The sequence below is a fragment of the Streptomyces sp. Ru72 genome, from assembly GCF_002920635.1.
Lineage (GTDB): Bacteria > Actinomycetota > Actinomycetes > Streptomycetales > Streptomycetaceae > Streptomyces.
Map to the genome: position 1 here is coordinate 17740 of NZ_PQSR01000010.1, position 18483 is coordinate 36222.

Sequence of the window (18483 nt, forward strand, 5' to 3'; positions counted from 1 at the left end):
AGCCCGGCCTTCCGCGCGACTCAAGGTGCGCGAACTCGCGCTCCAAGGCCCCGAATCGGGGGCGGGATTCACGGCATCGAGGAAATTGCCGGGCAGTCCCGGGTGTTGATCTGATCATGACTCAAGGACCAGCGCCTCGCCCACTGTCCGACGAAGCCCTCTCCGAGCTGCTCGGCAAGCAGCGGTTCGGTACGCTCGCCACCCTCAAGCGCAGTGGCCTTCCGCACCTGACCACCATGCTGTACAGCTGGGACCCCGAGGCCCGCATCGCGCGGTTCTCGACGACGGCCGACCGCATCAAGGTCGGGCACCTGCGGCGTGACCCGCGTGCCGCGCTGCATGTGCAGGGCGGTGACGTGTGGTCGTTCGCCGTCGCGGAAGGCGAGGCCGAGGTCTCCGAGATCACGACGGTTCCTGGCGACGACGTCGGTCGGGAACTGCTCGGGATGATCCCGCAGGACGCAAAGCCGCAGGACGAGGAGGCGTTCCTGGAACAACTGGTTGCCGAGCGGCGACTGGTCATCCGGTTGAAGGTGGACCGGCTGTACGGAACGGCGCTCGACATCGAGGGCTAGGACAGGCCGGGCCGCCCCTGCCGGTCGCGGCCGTGTGCCTGGCGCCACAGGTCAGGGCACGTCCGTGTCCGCCGCCTGCGGCCGCCAGGGTTCCGGCCCGGTGCCGTCGCTCCATGCCTCCAGGTCGTCGCGGTCCCAGCACACGATCCCGCACTGTTCGGCGTACTCCAGCGCTGGTGCGGTGAATCCGCTGGTGGTGACGACGATCGCGACATCCGCCCCGTGGACGGTGAAACACGTGCCGCCGAAGCGCTGGAGGTCCTGGGATCCGACCCGGTTGGTATCGCCGTAGCGCTTGCACTGGATGACGACACGCCTTCCGTCCGGAGCCGTGGCCACCACGTCGACGCCGAGGTCTCCGGCTCCGCCTACGACCTCCACCTCCGTGCATCCGTCGCGCTCGCACAGGGCGGCCGTCGCCTGCTCGAACTCATCGGGACCCAGGGTCTCGAGGTCGAAGGGCCCGGTCGTCGGAGGAGCGGCCGCCACGTCGGGCGTGAGCGTGACGGCCTCCTCGGCGTTACCGGAGGCGGCGGGAGCCTCGTGGGGATCCGTCCGCCCGGCGGGTACGACGGGCGGTCCGCCGACCGTGGCGGATGCGGCGGCGGCCCGCCCGGCAGAAGGCTCGTGATCCAGTACGTCGAGTGCCGTCCTGGTCGCCTCGTCCAGCGCGGCGGTGGCCTTGCGCGCGGTCCGTGCCACGGAGAAGGGATGCCGCCGACGCCGCCGCAGGAGCAGGGCGGCCGTCAGTACGAGAACTCCGAGGACGACGGCCCAGGCGGGGCGTTGCTCGGCGACACCGATCGCCGCCCGGGCGGTCAGGCCCACGAGGCTGACGACAGCGGCCAGGAGAACGAAGAACAGGGCCGTGTAGCGCAGATCGAAGGAGCGCCGAGAGTTCACTGGGCGCCTACGGCGGACGGGCGTTGCCACGAGGTCTACTCCCCCCAACAGGACCGACACGAAGATCACTTCCCGTCTGCCCTGGACCGGGGGGTTCACAACCGTCGCGGCGGCCCGGCTACATCGTCCCTGCCGGGGCCCGGCGTGACCAGTCGACGGCCGGGCCGCAGACGGGAGACCGCGAGACCGCCCATCGCAGGATCCGCCGGACAGAACCTGGGCGGTGAGGCGCTCGAAAACCCGTGGACCAGCGCTGCCTTGCACCGCTACCGTGCAGCCGAACCCAGTCGTCTGGCGAAGGACATGCCGTTGTACACCCTGTGAGACCTCCCGAGTGCTGATTCGTCGCGCGTCGCACCTGTGCGCCGCGCTCCTTTCTGCTGCGGACTTCTCACTGAAACCGGTGTACTTCTGTGCTCAACAACTGGGTGGTCACGCCCACCTGCCTCCCGAGCGTTCTCCGTCGTTGCCACACGTGTCCGTCCGAGCGCTTCCGGGCAAGCGGCAAATTCCGCGTCAACGCAAACCACAAGGTCATCGACGCCTGGCTCCTCGTGCTCTGTACCGCTTGCGGGGAAACCGCAAAGCTCACGGTCCTGGAGCGGATCAACGTGCGCTCCGTACCACCTGAGCTGCTGGACCGGCTGCATGACAACGACCTCGGCCTGACGGCTGAGCTGCTTCAGGACCCGGTCGTGCGGCGCCGTAACCGCATCGCCCTCGACTGGGACGGTGCCTGGCGCCTCGACACCGGCGGGTCGGATCACCTGGACCGCGAGGTCATCGACGTCTCGGTCCGCTTTGCGGCGCGGATCCCCGTCCGGCCGGTGCGACTGATCGCCGAGGGCTGCGGTCTTTCACGGGCGGAGGTCGAGAGACTGGTCGCGGAGGGGAAAGTCGTTTCGGCCGTCCGGCTGAGCGGCAAGGTGTCCGGCGACTTCACCTTCACGCTCAAGCGCTGAGCCTCACGTCTGACCGCTTTTCGCGCGCCCTCGGCCCGTTCCCCGTCGCCGCGGTGGACGGCGGGCCGGGGGCGCGCGGAAGGGAGCAAGGTGGGGCCGGCATGCCGAGGTCGCCTGCCTGCCTGGCACAGCCAGAAGCCGGCAGGACAGCATGCCGGAATCCGCAGTGGTCGTCCCGGGTTCGTGCTGCTGCCGAATGCCGTTGCTGTCGAGCCGCGCGACCGGATTCATCCCGTGACACGACGGGAATCCCTCTGTTCTGCGGCTGTTCGGGTCAGTGGCACAGGGGGGACGGGATATGACCGGTTGTCTGTTGTTCGTCGCCGCGGTTCTCAGCGTCGTCGGCGCGGTGGCCGAAAAGGGCTCGCTCATGCAGTGGAGCTGGGTGCTGTGGGGGATCGGCATCCTGTGGCTCATCCGGAAAAACGCGCTGAATTGCATCAGATGCAACATTGCGCAGGGTGGCGGCAGCGGTGTTTCCCCTGGTCGGTGTCTCCCGAGATTACCCCTGCTAGCAGGTGGATTATCCCCCTGACCTGCACCCTAACATGCAGACTCAACAATGTTGCATCTGATACAACAGGCGTGTGAATGTGCAAGCGCCGGGTTCGGCTCGTCTTGTGCTGGCGCGAAACGTCATCCATCTTGACCCTGCGCCAGCTGTCTTCGACGCGATGCTGGAGGGGTGGGCGAGGCAGCAGTCCGCGCGGTTTCTGAAGGAGAAGACCGTCCGCCCTCGGCTGCGGCTGATCAAGCGGCTTGAGGAGTTCACCGGCCTGTACCCGTGGCAGTGGACTCCTGCGGACGGTGAGGCGTTCATCGCGCATCTGCGGAGCGGCTCCGATCCGATCCAGATGTCCACGGCCCGCACGTACGAAGTGACGGTCAGTCTGTTCCTCGAATACCTGCTGGACGCCCGTTACGAGTGGATCGACACATGCCTGGAGCGCTTCGGTGAGGTTCCGCAGGAGGTCTTCCATGAGGGCAACTCGGTTCTGCACACCGTCGAGTACGAGGCCGACCCACGGCGCCGTCCGCTGACCTACGACGAGGTCCAGGCCCTGTTCGACGCCGCCGACGCCCGACCGAGCCGAATACGCGGCCAGGGCCGCAAAGGAACCCTGGCCGCCCTGCGCGACGCGGCAGTACTCAAGACCGTCTACGCCTACGGCACGCGTCGCACCGAGTCGTCCAAGGTCGATCTCGCCGACCTGCGCCGGAACCGCAAGATGCCGCAGTTCGGCAAGTACGGCAGCGTCATGGTGCGGTTCGGCAAGTCGAGCAAGGGGGCACCGCCGAAGCAGCGGACCGCACTGCTGATCCCGGAGATGGACTGGGTCACCGACAGCCTGGACCACTATCTGACCGAGGTCCGCCCGCAGTTCTCCCCCGGGAGGCACCCTGCTTTGTGGGTCACCGAGCGGGTCGGCCGGCTGTCTCCGCGGTCGATCAACGAGGCATTCGTCGCCGCCCGCCGGGACGCCGACCTCGACGAGGATCTCGACCTGCACTGCCTCCGGCACAGCTGGATCACGCATGCGACCGAGTTCGGCTATCCGGCGCGGTTCGTACAGGAAAATGTCGGTCATTCCCACGCATCGACCACGGCGATCTACATGGGTGTCTCGAACGAGTACCGCAACACCATGCTGGAGGCTTCCTTGAAGAACCGACTGGGCGACTACTGGGACGTGACACCGTGATCAAGAAAATGGGCTACCAGTGGCAGCTCCGACAGCTGATGGCCGAGCGCCAGATGTTCCAGACCTCCGACCTGGTGCCGCTTCTCGCCGAACGCGGCATCACGCTCTCCCGTGAACAGGTCTACCGGCTGGTGACCCAGGCCCCGCAGCGAATGAGCATGGAGACCCTGGTCGCGCTCTGCGACATCCTGGACTGCACCCCGAACGACCTGATCAAGCCCGAGATCGTCAACATCCAGGTCCGCAAGACCGCCGACGACGAGACGAGCCCGGCGCCGAGCGCCCCGCGGCGGACCGTCATCCGCCGCCCCGGACAGTCGTGAGCACTCGACAGATCAGACCCTCCGAAGCGGCCGCCCGGCGCGAACTCGCCAAGATCCGGGCCCGGCTCGTCGCCCTCCTTCAGAACACCATCGGGCCGTCGCTGACCGAGGAGGAGGCCCAGACAATCCTGGAGCGGGCCAAGGCGTGGAGCCCGCCTATGGCCCGCGAACTCGAAGCCCACATAGCCGAGCACCCGCAGGCACTGACCGCCCCGTCCCCGCACTGCCCGGGCTCCCTGCCCCGGCTGCTGCAGACGCTTGAGGCGGCTGGCCACGGCGATGCCGTCACCCAGCTCGACTGCCCGATCTGCGGCCGCACCCTGCGGAAGGTCTCACGCCCCACACCACAAGGCCGTGCCTGCGGCTGGTGCGTTGCTCGGACCGAACTCCGTCCGTGCTCCCGCTGCGGGGAAAACGGTCACATCGTCACCCGCTCGGAAGAGGAAGGGGCGATTTGCCGCACCTGCTACGTGAACGATCACCGCTTCACCGGCCCGTGCGCAGACTGCGGCCGACACGGCACCTACCGGGTTCGGCACCGGGAAGAGTCGCTGGTCGCCCTCTGCCGCCGGTGCGCCGGCTACCCCGACCGTGAGTGCGCCCGCTGCGGCACCATCCGCCCAGTCCAGGCCAAGTCCCCAGAAGGGCCGCTCTGTTCCCGCTGCTATACCGCTCCCGCCAAGCTCTGCGGCAAATGCGGCCAGGTGACGCAGCTCGCCAAGCGGGGGAAGAACGGCGAACCTGGCGTCTGCCACCGCTGTTACACCTTCGAAGGGGTGTGCACCGTCTGCGGACGCTTCCGCGATGGCGCGCACAGCAAGAGAGCCGGCGGAGCCTTCCTCTGCGATCCCTGCCGCCCCCGGCCTCCACGTCGATGCGTCGACTGCGGGCGCGACAAGAAAGCCACGGTCACCACCTGGCCGGTCGGCCCACTTTGCTCCCCGTGCTACAACAGGCGCCGACGCACCCCAGAGCCCTGCTCCCTCTGCGGCGTCGCCCGCGTGCTGGTCGGCCGCAGCGACGATGGCGGCGGAACCTGCGGCCGATGCTGCGGCACCGACATCGACTTCTCCTGCCGCCGATGCGGCACTCCAGGCGACATCCTCGGCGATGGATGCTGCGTGCGCTGCGTGACAGGCGACCGCGTCGGCAACCTCCTCGCTGGTGAGGACGGGCAGATCGTCCCCGCGCTCGCTCCGCTTGCCGAGGCCCTCGCCACGGCCCCACGCCCCAGATCCGTCCTGGCATGGCTCCGCCGCAGCCCGAGCGCCCGCCTCCTGGCCACGCTGTCCGCCGGCCACGCGGAGATCACCCACGAACTTCTCGACGACCTGCCCCAGGACGCGGCCACCCGCCACGTCCGCGACCTGCTGGTGCACACCCACGTACTCCCCAAGCGACAGGAGTACTTCAACCAGCTGGAACTGTGGTTCCGCAGGACCGCCCAGGACCTGCCGGCAGCACACATAGAGATCATTCGGCCCTTCGCCGAGTGGTTCGTCATCCGTGACGCCCGCCGACGGGCAGACCGCGGACGCTACTCGCTCAACGCCGCCACCGCCGACCGCAACGAGATCCGTGCTGCGATCGAGTTCATGCAGTGGCTCGACAGCCAGCAGCTCGAGCTCACCGGCCTCACGCAGTCCCACCTCGACACCTGGCTCACCCAGGCCAAGACCTCGCAACGGCGCGCGAATGCCGCCTTCATCAGGTGGACGAACAAGCGTGGCCTGACTCAGAACCTGGAGTATCCCGGGCGCCCGATGGCCATGCCGGTGCTATTCCTCGATGACGAGGAGCACGAGGACCAGCTCCGTCGATGCTTGACGGATGGCTCACTGCCCTTGGAACTTCGGATCGTCGGCGCCTTGATCCGGCTCTACGGCCTGCCCCTCATCCGCATCGTCCACCTGACGACCGACGGCTTCCACCAAGACGAGCGCGGGGCCTACTTCACCTTCGACAAGAACCCCGTACTCCTGCCGCCGACGCTGGCTCGTCTCATCGAAGAGCAGATCGCTACAGGCCGGTCGCGCGCCGCCCTGGGGCCGCTTGCTACCAGGGAGCATCCCGAGCTCCTTCTGCCCGGCCAGCCCGCCAGCCGCCCCCGCAGCCCAGAGGCGCTGTCAGGACAACTCATGAAGCACGGCCTGCCCACCATCGCCGCCCGCAACACGGCCTTGGTCGGCATGGCCGGGGAACTACCGCCGATCATCACCAGCGACCTCTTCGGCGTCCACAGGAACACCGCTACCCAGTGGGCGGCGCTCGCCCAGGACAGCTGGGCCGGCTACCTCGCGGCCCTCAGAGCTATCAAATAGCGCGGTCGGACCTCCGCCGACCTTGGGGTACTAGGCTGCCATCGCGATCGTCGACCGCAGAGCCGATCAATCGGATGGCGTGAGCGAAGACCACACGCCGAACCACTGCTCGGCGCCCCACGCCTCGAACCGTTCCAGCTCGGTGAACCCCAGCTTCGCCGCGAGGCGCATCGAGCCGGCGTTAGCCGTCTGGGTGTAGAGCACCACCGGCTCGCCAGGCAGCGCGCCAGCAAACCAGTCGAGTGCCGCTGTGCACGCCTCGGTGGCGTACCCGCGGCCCCACGCCTCTGGCAGGAACAAGTAGCCGAGCTCCGTCTCCCCGGCCTCCAGACGGCGGTTACTTGGACTCTCGGGGGCGTGCGGCTTGAGCTGGACCGTGCCGATCATTGCTCCGTCCAGCTCGACCACGAACCAGCCAAGGCGCTGCCCGGGGACCTCGGGCACCGTGCGTTCGAGCTCGGTGCGCGGTCGAGGGCCACCAAGGTAGGCGTTCACCTCCGGCGAGGCGTTCAGCTCGATGACCGCCACGCGGTCCCGGGCCTCGGACTCGCGCAGTACGAGCCGCTCGGTCTTGATCGGGGCAGGTGGCCAGGCGATGGGTCTGGGGTCAGCCATGCCGGCCAACCTAGCCAGCAGGTTCGGAAGCGATCAACACGCGCGGACCGATCAAGCCACTGGCCCGGGTGTGCTGGGCACCTGAGCACTGCAGACCGCTGACCGACATGCGCTGGTAGCAGCACCGTCGGTCAGGTTTCCGGCAAGCGGGCGCCACATCTTGCGTCCTGCGCCCCATAGTCCACGACCCAGATCATCCAGGCGCAGACACGTCATGGCCAGAGATCAAAACCCCTACTGAAGAACGACGGTTACACCGCAGCGTTTGAGCAGCCGAACGATGTCCTCGAAATAGGAGAGCCCCTCATCAGGATCCGAGACGACGTCTGCCAGCGCTCGACGCGCTACGTCCGCATCGTGCCAGATCAGGGTGAAGGGCAGGGCCACGCCGAAACCACCACCCAGGCAGTCCTTGAACGCGTTCCACTCCCGGCCGAAGTAGCCCCCGGGCCCCACGAGGGCCTCTGCCATCGCGCAGTGAAGGCCGGGCACGTCGGTGACGAACTTGCCGTCAAGATGATGGGTGCAGCCGGAGCGGTCCGGGCGCTGGCCGCTCATGCGGGTGGCCGTCAGGTCAAGCCACTCGGATCTACCCTGCGAGGAGTATGGGGCCCATTGGTTGCGGGTTGTCGGAACTCCCCGATACCAGGTCTCCCAGATCGGCCGGGCCAACAGCGGAGGCCGATCGTCGCCGCCGTCAGCGAGTGTGATGTCGACGAGGGCGCCTCCGAGCACAGACGGCTGTGTCTTCTCGATTCGCAGGTACACGTTGTGGCGGTACATCACCTCGCCGCGGCGGTCCAGCGCCCACAATTGCACCCAGTCCCGGTCCCACTTGCGGGGTCGACGCAAGACGGCGAGCAAAGGTTCAGCGGCTTCGCATCCGATGAGGTGCAGTGGAGTCGATGGCGGGGCCCCGCGCGAGACAAACAGCCCATCCACTCCGACACAGTGTCCAGCGGGCCTGGCGACCATGGTGGTTCCCGCGAACAGTTTGAACTGCGGCAACACCGGCAGGGTGTGGTCCCAGGCGTGTTCCTCTTCGACCCCGGCCCCCACGACGACATCCACCAGGGCCGGGTCGCTTCGGTTCGGCTGGTTGGCGAGGACCACAGCGTCCACCAAGGTCCACCACTGCAGCGGCTGCTGGTCGTCCCATACCTCGACACACACATCGCCCAGCAGCTCAGTCGACTCTGCGGCTGGCGACAGGGCATCGCGCAAAGAACCTGTGGGAGTGCATCCTCGCAGCGTCAATACCTCGCGCTTCGGCGGCACCTTGTCCACAAACATGCCCTCGACGCTCGCGCACCGCCCCCAGTACTTCTCCTCGCCCTCCTCGTCCTCACGGACCAGCAGGTACTTGACCGGGAAACCCCGATCCCAGGCAGCGTGATCTGCGATCCGCACAAGTCCCCCGAACACTCAACCAATCTCTTGCCCAAGATACGGCGTCGGTCAGGAGACCACCGTCGCGGGCGACCGTGCGCTCAGCAGCTTGGTTGCTGTCGTTCTTATCCGAGGGTGGTGCAGCGAGCACCGAGGAATTGCGCAGCTTCGGAACACCTCCTCTTCACCAGTATGCGCGGCTACGCAGGCGGTACGGCACTCCGGAGCGCCTCAGGGCGTCCGCGGAGGCGGGTGACATGAGAGCTCTTCGTACTCTGGCCATGCTGGCCAAACTGCACGACGACTTCGACGAGGCCGAGCGCCTGCTGCGCATGGGCGTCGCAGCCGGTGACAGGGAGTCGATGTGGGAGATGGGGCGCTTGGTCGAACACCGCGACGGTCTCCAGGCGTCAGAGCCGTGGTTCCGGATGGCGGCGGAGCGCGGCCACTTCGCGGCCAAGCGGTTCTTCCGGCCCGGTCACGCACTCAACCTCGACGGCAGCAACCCCCTGTTCAAGGTGGAGGTGCCGCGGGCGGGACGTGAGCAGGAGGCGACGGGGAGGGGTGGGACGCCTGGCCGTGTGGCGCCGGGCGCAGGTGCCGCGCGGGACGGTCGGCCAACTGTCCGCCCCCGCCGGCCGACTCGCCCTCGAGTGAGGACGCAGCGGAAGGACGGTTCTCGACGACCCGTCCATCGCGCACATCACCTCGCTGTGGCAGGGGGGCCTGGGCTCCGGGACCGCCGACTGGCTGGACGACCACGGTTGGCGCACCGAGTTCCACCCGCTCGACGCCGTCGCAGCCCACTACGGCCGGCTCGTGGACAACCCGTCCGGTACCGGTTTCCTCACGGCCGTGCGCGCCCCCACTCCCTAGCCGTATCGATCAGGAGCGTTGATGACGCCGACCGGGCTCGATCACGGCGAAGACCTCCGATGTGGCGGAGCTGTCCAGGAACGCACCACACGGAGGTCTTCGTTCCCTACCGTACTGCCCTGCGGACCGTGTTCGGCAGGCGGCTGCTGGTCGAGCGTGTCTCTCCGGGCTTCCCGTCGCGCGTCTCGCCGCCGAATCGGTCGGCCCGGGGCGACCGGCTGACGACGCGGGCGGGGCTACCGGAACGGAGCACCTGCATGCCGGGCACCGAGGCTGTCAGCGTCAGAGACATCCAGGACGCCGCCGCGCAGATCAAAGGCGTGGCCCATCGCACTCCGGTGCTCCGCTCACGGACGCTTGACGACATGGTCGGTGCGGAGGTCTTCGTCAAGTGCGAGAACTTCCAGCTCATCGGTGCCTTCAAGTTCCGCGGCGCGTACAACGCGGCGTCCCGGCTGTCCACGGAGCAGGTGTCGAAGGGAATCGCCGCGTACCTCTGGTAACCACGCACAGGCCGTCGCTCTGGCGGCCCGGGAACTCGGCACCACGGCCGTGATCCTCATGCCGGAGGACACACCGAGCTCCAAGGTGCAGGCGACCCTCGGCTACGGCGCCGAAGTCGTCACCTACGACCGCTACACCGGAGACCGGGTGGCCATCGGTGAGGCACTGGCCGCCGACCGCGGCCTGTCCCTCATCCCTCCGTACGAGCACCCGCATGTCATCGCCGGACAAGGCACTGCCGCGCTGGAACTGCCGGAGGACGCCGGAGATCTGGACGCCGTCCTCGTCCCGGTCGGTGGCGGCGGACTGATCGCCGGCACCGCCACGGCCGTCAAGGGGCTTCGGCCCGGCACCCGAGTGATCGGCGTCGAGCCGGAGGCGGGCGACGACACGAAGCGTTCCCTGGAAGCCGGACGGCGCGTCTATCCCCGTACCCCGAACGATCGCCGACGGCCAGGCGGCGGACATTCCGGGCGAGCTGACCTTCTCCATCAACCAGCGACTCGTGGACGAGGTCACCCTCGTCAGCGACGACCAGATCCGTGACGCGATGCGGTTCGCCTTCGAACGCATGAAGATCGTCATCGAACCCAGCGGAGCCAGCGGCCTGGCCGCACTCCTGGCCCACCGGATCGACCGGCTTCCCCGTCGGATCGGCGTCATCGTCTCCGGCGGCAACATCAGCGTCGCGCGCTTCACGGAGGTTCTCGCCGGGTGACGTGCGGCTGTGCCGCCGGAGGACGGCCAGTCGCCCGGCAGAGGCAAGGCCGCGGGTGAGGTGATGCCCGTCGACCGACGGGCCCAGGAGTGGTTGTGACCAGCACCTTCCCATCAGATCCTAGGAGCGGATGAACGTGCGGGCTTGCTCGATCCACCCCGACACGGCCTTGGCGCCGCAGCTCTCGGCGACCGACTGGGCCTCGTCGAGGTGGTGGGACGCCGCCGACGGGTCACCGGTTTCGGCCGCGAGGTAGGCGAGCGCCACCAGGCCGGCCGCTTCCCCGGGCCTGAAGCCGATCTCCCGGCGCAGAGTCACCGATTCGGTCAACCGCTCGCGGGCCTGGTCGAAGCGGCCTGCGTCCTTGTCGGCGAAGCCGAGATGCCGAATCGCATAGGACATCGTCATTCGGTCGCCGACGGATTTCGCCAGTGCGTACGACCGCTCGAAGTACGGCCTGCCCGCGGCGCCGTCGCCCTTGACCACCTGGTGCCAGCAGCCGACCCAGAACAACGCGTCCGCCTGACCCGACGTGTCCCCCAGACGCTCGTACAACTCGGCCGCGCGCTCGAACAGCACCAGTTCCCGGGTGTTCTCTTCGCGGTCGTTCAGGAAGCGGACGTGCAGTACTTTGCCCCGCGCCATGGAAAGCGGCGCCTCGACCGCATCCAGCACGTCATCGGACCGGTCCAGCGCGGATGTGTCCCCGCCGAACATCGCGGCCTCGAACAGCTCTCCCGCACGTTCGATCCAGTCGTGCTCTTGCATACCCCTGCCCCTCCCCGTTGGACGATGCCAGCGCCGAGGGTATCTCCGCACTCCCGGCGAAAGGCGGGACTTCGCAACGGCGGCTCTCGAAAGCCGCGGTCGCCCGCGAGCCGGGCGTGCCGGCGCGCGGGCGTCCGGGGCTTTCGCAACGGACCTCAGGCGCGCCGAACGTGCCGTGCCGGGGACACCGCGGTGGGTGGTGCGTGCGGCCGCCGGCAGCTCGGCCGGGCCACAGCCCCGGCGGGACCGGCTCGGAGCGCGTACCGCTCACACACGCTCGGTGTAAGCCTGGTGTCATCGCTCAGGCCGGCGTGACATTCTCGGCCTGCGGCCCCTTCTGCCCCTGAGTGACGTCGAAGCGGACTTTCTGACCCTCATGCAGTTCCCGGTAGCCGCCACCGGCGATGGCCGAGTAGTGGACGAACACGTCAGGGCCGCCGCCGTCCTGCTCGATGAAGCCGAAGCCCTTTTCCGCGTTGAACCACTTCACTGTGCCGGTGGCCATGTCGGTCTCCCTCATCATCAGTCATCGGGCGGCGCAGCACCGTGCCACCCGGCCCATAGCTTGGATCATCGTGGACCACCCCCGGTGCTGGAAAGGAGAAACGCCCGGGGAGCCCCCCTGTATCGCGGTACCCGGAATCGGCGCCAGCGGGGTCCGGCCGTCATCGCGGGGCAGACTCGACGCGCATGCGGTTCCGCAACGCAGGGGCTACGGCGCCGTCCTGCATGGGCAGCGGGCAGCTCAGTACGGCGGGTGCGCTGCCTCGGCCGTGTCTGTCAACTTCGGCGGTCATGACGGGGTTCGTCGAGGCTCGTAGACTCACGGCGTGGCATTCATGAGCACCCCGCACTGCTGCTTCCTGTGATCGGGAGACGTTGAGGGCGATGTCGGACGGCGTCGCCCTCCTAGGCGTGCCCGCTGCGCGAACCACCTTCCCGGCACGGTCCGTTCCTTGCTGAGGCAGTGACCTTCTTCTGCGCGTGCAGGCACGGTCTCTTCCCTTCAGCCTTGCCAGGAGTGCCTCGTGCCCGTGTTGCTTCCCCCTGCCCTCGGACTGTTCCTCGATCTGCTGCGCTGCCCGACGTGCCGCACGCGCCGCCTGCGCCCCGACCGCGGCGCACTGCGCTGCGCGGCGGGCCATACCTTCGACATCGCCCGCCACGGTTATGCCGGCCTCCTGACGGGCACCCGCGCCACCAGCGGCGACGACGCGGCCATGGTCCGGTCTCGGGAACGCTTCCTGGCCACTGGCAGGTTCGCGCCCATCCGTCAGGCCGTGGCCCGGCTGGCGGCCGACTCAGCTCCTGAGCGGGGCACGGTCGTGGACGTCGGGTGCGGCACGGGCTACTACCTGGCCGGTGTTCTCGATGAGCTGCCCGGCGCCCGCGGTCTGGGCCTAGACACGTCGGTGCGCGCGCTGCGCTCGGCAGCCCGAGCCCACGATCGAGCCGCTGCCGCGACCTGGGATGTCTTCCGTCGCTTCCCGCTGGCCGACGAGGTGGCCGACGTGGTGCTGGACGTGTTCGCCCCGCGCAATCCAGCGGAGTTCCGCCGAGTACTCCGCCCCGCTGGCCGGCTGATCGTGGTCCGGCCCACCGGGCGGCACCTGGACGAGCTGTGCGGCGGGGTGCCTGGGATGGTCACCGTCGATCCGGCCAAGGAACAGCGCCTGCACCGAGCGCTGGCCCCCTACTTCGAGGCCGTCGTCACCGAACAGGTGGAGTACCCCATGGCCCTGGTCGGGCTGGAGTCCCTGGACCTGGTGGGAATGACGCCGAGCGCACGCCATGTGAGCCCTGCACACCTGAACGATGACGGCCCCCTGTCCGACCGGGTCACCGTCTCCGTGCTGGCAACCACCTACCGGCCTCGGTGACCATGAGCCGGTACATGCGCCTCCGACCGACGAGCGGTTGGTACGCCTGGTGCCCTGTCTTCTCCGCGACGCCGGCAAGGCAGGGCCCCCGTTCGCCGACCACCGCCGCACCATCGAGGAAAACATCCACCCGATACCGCACCGGGAACCGTGGAGGGATCTGCCCCGCGAGGCGTTCGGTCCCTGGCAGGAGGTGTGCAACGCCATCGCAGGCAGGACGTACTCCTCGTCACTCGGGGGCGCGGCATGTCGGTGTCGGCCAAGGAGCGTGAAAGTGCGGCAGGCATGGTGAGGACTGCCGGGTATCCCGCCCCGGCCGGGGCGGGATACCCGGTGGATCCCCCTGAGGGTCAGCCGCCGTGCACGGCGCTGACGAGGTCGGGCAGGAGCTTGGCCGCGTTCGGCGTGCCCAGTCCGGTGACGGGGTCCCATCCTGTGGTGGCCGAGTAGCCCGGGACCGACGCCTCGGCGGCGTTGCTGCCCACCGTCACGTCGTTGAAGTCCGCCGCGTACGTGGCCGGGGCCGACGCGAGCTTGTACAGAGCCGGGTTGATCAGTCCGAGTCCGCCGTGGTTGATCTGGTCGGCGATGGCGACGAGGCCCGCCCACTGCGGACACGCGAGCGACGTGCCGCCGATGTCGTACCAGCCCGTGCTGCACGGCGTGCTGCCGCACTTCAGCCCGCTCTGGCCGTCGGGCGGGAGAGACAGGTACACCAGTGCTCCCGTCGACGGGCTCGCCTGCAGGGAGACGTCCGGAACGCCGCGCATGGAGCCGATGGCCGTGCTGCCGGCCGGCAGCACGCCTGACTGGTAGTCCGGCTTGGCGAAGACGCTGCTGAAGCCGCCGCCGGAACCGATCCAGCCGATCTCCGACTGGCCGGGGGCGTTCTGGCAGGCCCCTGGCGGGGAGACGCTGTCGGCGACCCTGCCGTTGGCCGCACCCGGGTCGGTGCACAGGTCCGTGCCGCCGACTCCGGTGACCAGCGGGTCGGACGCGGGCCACTCGACGGCGGGACCGGGAAGCGTCGACCCGCCCTGGCCCACCGGCGTCTTGGCCGAGCCGGCGCTTCCGTCGTCACCCGACGAGCCGAGTACGGTGACGCCGTTCTGTGCCGCGGACTTGAACGCGTAGCGCAGGTTCTGCAACGACTGGGAGCTGCCGAAGGCGCCCTCCGCGGAGGCGAACGACTGGGATATGACGGTCGCGAGGTGGTGCTCGACGACGTACTGCTCGGCGGCCATCATCTGGGGGAAGCCCTGCACCCCGAGCGTCTCGGCGGTCGGCGTGGTGACCAGCAGGATATTGGCGCCGGGTGCCATGGCGTGGGCGGTCTCGACGTCGAGTGCCACCTCCAGCGCCCACGCGCTCTTGTCCTCCTGACCGGGGCTGTTGCTCGTGGACGGCGGCGCCTTGGTGGCAGGGGAGCCCTGCAGATGAAGCTCGCCGAAGGTCGGCATCCCGGGCGCACAGCTCACGCCCTCTTCGCCGCACATCGGTGCGATGCCGAATGCCTGGTCGAAGACGTGCAGGTCGTGGGCCATGGTGTCGCTGCCGTAGGAGTCGACGATTGCGATCGTCTGGCCGCGGCCGTCCTCGCCGGCCGAGTGCAGCGGGCCCACGTTGTATGCCGCCCGGATGGCCTGTGGAGTGAAGCAGCGGCGTCCCACCGACGCGCATTGGGACTGGGTGGGCGGAGTCTGACCGGTTGTCAACTGCGTGAAGTCGGCCACGGTCGGACGTACTTGAGGATAGGCGGCCTGGTGGGCCGCGCCTGTCGCGGGAACGGCGCCCGCCGCTGCGAAGCTGAGGGTGCTCACCCCCGCGAGAAACCACCGTCTGATGGTGCGTGTCATCCGAGTCCTCTCTTGAGTTCGAAAGGGGACCTGCCGTCCGCCCCCTCAGGGTGTAGGGGGGTGGCAAAAGGGGGATGCGGATGCGGCGAGGCTATCCCTCGGGATTGCTCCCTGAAAGGCCTGGTCTGTCAACAGAGATCAAAGAAATGTGCTGCTGGACGGAACGTGAACTCCCGCGCGCAGGACGGCGTCTGGATCCCGGACCCGGTGCCCGCGGTGCGTCCTGCTTCCTACGGACGGACGCCCGGCAGCGCGTCGGCCGCTCTTTACCGGGTTGTTCCGCGCATTTGACCCGGGGGAGGCTTGTGAGGCCGTCCGTAGGGAAGCCCGCCCCCGTTCCGGAGCGGTTCGCGCAAAAAACAGGGGCGACGACATAGGGAAAACCCTCTCCAGGGATTCCGTTTCGCGACGAGCCTTTTACGGGCCATTTGCATCGACGTCCAGCGTCTGACTCACCTGAAGACACCTGCCGGAGAAGGGCTGTTGAAGCTTTGAGGATCACTCTTGACCGTGATCCAACAAGCTGGCTACTTTCCTCTCGGCAGGTTGCACCACAACCCCCGATTCCCGCCGGTCAGGCCTTTCCGCAATTCTGAAACGCTGCCGTCATACACAGAGGCATCGTTCCGGCCGGCGGGCCGCGCCCGCCACTCGATTGACCACCTCACATCGAAGGACCCATGATGCTGCGCAGATCGACCCTTGGCCGCGTCGCTGTCACCGCCGCGGTGCTCACCGCCGCCGCACTCCTCGGCTCCTCGCCCGCCGGCGCCCAGACACCCGAGACATCCGGTCACGCCAAGCAGATGGCAGCGCGCGACGCGCGTACCGCCACGGCGGCCTCCACCAACCTCCTGTCGTACGGCGGAGGCGCAGTAGTCACCAGCCCCAAGGTCTACGTCGTCTACTGGGGCTCCCAGTGGGGCACCGGGTCGACCGTCACCAACGACCCCTCCGGTGAGGCGGCTCTGCAACTGTCGTTCTTCCAGCACACCTACGGCAGCGGTGACACCTGGTCGGCCTCGCAGACGCAGTACTGCCAGGGCGTCGCCGTCGGCACCACGCAGTGCAACGGCGCCGGAACCCCCGTCGGACACCCGGCGTCGAACCCGGTGGGCGGCACCTGGCTGGACAGTTCCGTCTCCGCACCCACCAAGCCGTCCAATGCACAGATAGCGTCGGAAGCGGTGAAGGCGGCGGCGCACTTCGGCGTCTCCGGTGACAACGTGCAGATCATCGTGGACGCGCCGCACGGTGTCGTCCCCACCGGCTTCAAGACCCAGTACTGCGCCTGGCACGACCAGACGACGACCGGCAGCGGCGCACCGCTGCCGTACACCAACTTCCCGTACATCAGCGACGCCGGCAGTGCCTGCGGCGCCAACTTCGTGAGCACCGGCAGCACGGGAGTGAACGGGACCACCGAGGGCGTGACGATCGTGGGCGGGCACGAGTACGCCGAGACGCTCACCGACCCGACCGCGAGCACGGGATGGCTCGACTCGACCGGCTACGAGACCGGTGACAAGTGCGCCTGGATCTCCAGCGGTCAGGGCGCTTCGACGATCGTCGGCCTGAACGGCTCCAACTACGCCGTCCAGTCGCTGTGGAGCAACAACTTCAACAACGGCAGCGGCGGCTGCGTCGTCTCCTACACCAGCCCCACCAACCAGCACTGACCTTGCCGCCTTGGGGTCGTCCGGCCCAGCCGGACGGCCCCAAGGCCCTCGTCGGCCCGTTCGAGAGGAAGCACATGGCTACGGCCCGCCGCACACTGCCACCGTCATCGCGGGACTTCGCCGCAGGGCTCAGCGCCGTTCTGGTGGCGACGGCGCTCCTCACCGGATGTTCCTCCGCCGCCGCCACCTCAGCCCCGATCTCCGCGCGGTCGGCCTCCTCCTCGCCGACGGCCGTGGCGGTCCGGTGCCACCGGCTGCCCCCCGCGACTCTGCCGCGTTCCGCCGGGTCCCTCACTCAGGCGGACGCCGGGGCCTTCTGTCTGCGGGTCGGCCAGCGGGTGGACGTGTTCCTCGCCGCTCCCAAGGGCGCCGCGCAGGGCACGCGTTGGCGCGCCATCGGCAGCTCGAGCCCTCAGGTTCTCGCGCCTGTCGGCACCGGGGTGATGACTGCGCCGCTGGGTGTCACACCCGGCTTGTTCGTCGCGCGGTCGCCCGGCGTCTCCACACTGACCAGCACGTGCCCCGACGGGACATCATGGCGGGCGACGCTGGTCGTCAGCTGAAGCGACGAGCGCCGTGACGGTCGCCGGGCTACGGAACGTCCCCAGGCATCTGCGCCCGGTGATCAACGCGGCTGGGCCTATGCCCTGGCTCAATGGGACACGATGATCTTCCGACCCTCGAACTCGCCTTCCCGGATCCCGCACGTGACCGCGGTGTGGCGGCGAAGGAACGCTTCCGAGTGGTCGCGCCCGACGGCTCGGGTGAACGGTGACCCGCCTCCGTCTCGACGACAGTCCGGAAGAACCAGCCGGATGCGCCCTGCTGATGCTGGGACGGCTGCTGACCATGGCCACTGGTCGATGGCTGTGAAGTGGTCGAGTTCAGGGCCGACTCCGTTCGGCGGTACGGCGGTGACGTTCGCTGCGGTCGCGCGTTGGTGCTGTATGAGTAGAAGTCGCAGGTTGCGGGATCTGTCAGGAGCACCGGCATTCGAGCAGCTGAGGGCTGAGCTGGCGCGTGCCGCTGACTCGGTGGCCGGGGCAAGGCCACCGCAGCGGAAGTCGAACGAGAGGGCGCTCGGCCCGGCGAGTGCGGAGCCGGACGACGAGGGCCGCGGCGAGGTGGTGCCGCCCGGTTCGAGCCGAGGTCACTCACCGTCTTCCTGAGCGGGCCGGCTGCAAGGGTGTCGGCAGCCACGCCGACGAGGATGACTCCGTCCTTCTTGGTTGCTGCGGCGTCCTGCCGGCGTTCAGCCACGGCAGACACGCGGGCGCTGGCGGTCCGTCAGGGAGAGTGGGCTTTCCCGGTGAGGGCACTCCCTCATCATGTCGTGGACCGCTCAGCCGTGCGCGGCTGACCCTGCCCGGGCGCGGCGCCGACGGGGCGCGGCCATGGCGCGTCAGGAAGT

14 protein-coding genes and 2 pseudogenes are annotated in these 18483 nt (G+C 68.6%); 10 read left to right on the plus strand and 6 right to left on the minus strand.

Annotation, left to right across the window (positions count from 1 at the left end; all coding sequences use genetic code 11):
* Positions 1–116 precede the first annotated feature (116 nt).
* On the plus strand, positions 117–575 hold the full coding sequence (locus C3488_RS07120) for a PPOX class F420-dependent oxidoreductase (protein WP_103838465.1): 459 nt from the start codon (positions 117–119) through the stop codon (positions 573–575).
* A 51-nt stretch (positions 576–626) separates the two neighbouring features.
* On the opposite strand, the gene C3488_RS07125 is transcribed toward C3488_RS07120, so the two are convergent.
* Positions 627–1478 carry a restriction endonuclease gene (locus tag C3488_RS07125; RefSeq protein ID WP_258053320.1) on the minus strand — a complete coding sequence of 284 codons (852 nt, stop codon included), beginning with the start codon at positions 1476–1478 and terminating at the stop codon, positions 627–629.
* A gap of 413 nt (positions 1479–1891) precedes the next feature.
* Here C3488_RS07125 and C3488_RS07130 point away from each other — a divergent pair, with 413 nt between their 5' ends.
* The 4 genes from C3488_RS07130 (at position 1892) to C3488_RS41365 (ending at position 6787) form a co-directional block, all read left to right on the plus strand.
* On the plus strand, positions 1892–2440 hold the full coding sequence (locus tag C3488_RS07130; protein WP_103838466.1) for a DUF1062 domain-containing protein: 549 nt from the start codon (positions 1892–1894) through the stop codon (positions 2438–2440).
* 674 nt (positions 2441–3114) lie between these two features.
* The gene (locus C3488_RS07135; RefSeq protein ID WP_219822299.1) at positions 3115–4143 is read left to right on the plus strand and encodes a tyrosine-type recombinase/integrase; all 1029 of its coding nucleotides are present in this window, start codon (positions 3115–3117) and stop codon (positions 4141–4143) included.
* Entirely contained in the window at positions 4140–4466 is a 327-nt protein-coding gene (locus tag C3488_RS07140) for a helix-turn-helix transcriptional regulator (protein WP_103838468.1), read from the plus strand. Before C3488_RS07135 ends, C3488_RS07140 begins: the two co-directional genes overlap by 4 nt.
* A gap of 1130 nt (positions 4467–5596) precedes the next feature.
* A complete protein-coding gene (locus C3488_RS41365; protein ID WP_258053321.1) occupies positions 5597–6787 on the plus strand; it encodes a hypothetical protein in 1191 nt (396 codons plus the stop codon).
* 66 nt (positions 6788–6853) lie between these two features.
* Here C3488_RS41365 and C3488_RS07150 read toward each other — a convergent pair whose 3' ends face one another.
* Together C3488_RS07150 and C3488_RS07155 are read right to left on the minus strand one after the other, a co-directional pair.
* Positions 6854–7402 carry a GNAT family N-acetyltransferase gene (locus C3488_RS07150; RefSeq protein ID WP_103838469.1) on the minus strand — a complete coding sequence of 183 codons (549 nt, stop codon included), beginning with the start codon at positions 7400–7402 and terminating at the stop codon, positions 6854–6856.
* A 234-nt stretch (positions 7403–7636) separates the two neighbouring features.
* Complete coding sequence (locus C3488_RS07155) at positions 7637–8827, minus strand: barstar family protein (protein ID WP_258053322.1); 1191 nt, start codon at positions 8825–8827, stop codon at positions 7637–7639.
* A 1097-nt stretch (positions 8828–9924) separates the two neighbouring features.
* Here C3488_RS07155 and C3488_RS07165 point away from each other — a divergent pair.
* Positions 9925–10889, plus strand: a pseudogene (locus tag C3488_RS07165) (pyridoxal-phosphate dependent enzyme).
* A 120-nt stretch (positions 10890–11009) separates the two neighbouring features.
* On the opposite strand, the gene C3488_RS07170 reads toward C3488_RS07165, so the two are convergent.
* Together C3488_RS07170 and C3488_RS07175 are read right to left on the minus strand one after the other, a co-directional pair.
* Positions 11010–11606, minus strand: a complete 597-nt coding sequence (locus C3488_RS07170) for a tetratricopeptide repeat protein (RefSeq protein ID WP_258053323.1) — start codon at positions 11604–11606, stop codon at positions 11010–11012.
* Positions 11607–11958: 352 nt separating this feature from the next.
* Complete coding sequence (locus C3488_RS07175) at positions 11959–12162, minus strand: cold-shock protein (RefSeq protein WP_103838536.1); 204 nt, start codon at positions 12160–12162, stop codon at positions 11959–11961.
* Positions 12163–12685: 523 nt separating this feature from the next.
* On the opposite strand from C3488_RS07175, the gene C3488_RS07180 reads away from it, so the two are divergent.
* On the plus strand, positions 12686–13537 hold the full coding sequence (locus C3488_RS07180; protein ID WP_181138915.1) for a putative RNA methyltransferase: 852 nt from the start codon (positions 12686–12688) through the stop codon (positions 13535–13537).
* Positions 13534–13750: pseudogene (locus C3488_RS41370) on the plus strand (transposase); the annotation flags it as partial. The gene C3488_RS07180 and the pseudogene C3488_RS41370, both read left to right, overlap by 4 nt.
* Before the next feature lie 137 nt (positions 13751–13887).
* Here the strand turns inward: C3488_RS41370 and C3488_RS07190 are convergent.
* On the minus strand, positions 13888–15207 hold the full coding sequence (locus C3488_RS07190; RefSeq protein WP_103838472.1) for a S8 family serine peptidase: 1320 nt from the start codon (positions 15205–15207) through the stop codon (positions 13888–13890).
* A gap of 866 nt (positions 15208–16073) precedes the next feature.
* Between C3488_RS07190 and C3488_RS07195 the strand changes: the two genes are divergently transcribed.
* Positions 16074–17072 (plus strand): hypothetical protein, encoded by a 999-nt coding sequence (locus C3488_RS07195; protein ID WP_219822300.1) that lies wholly within the window; start codon positions 16074–16076, stop codon positions 17070–17072.
* 74 nt (positions 17073–17146) lie between these two features.
* Positions 17147–17635, plus strand: coding sequence for a hypothetical protein (locus C3488_RS07200; RefSeq protein WP_103838473.1), 489 nt, complete (start codon positions 17147–17149; stop codon positions 17633–17635).
* The last annotated feature ends 848 nt before the right edge of the window (positions 17636–18483 follow it).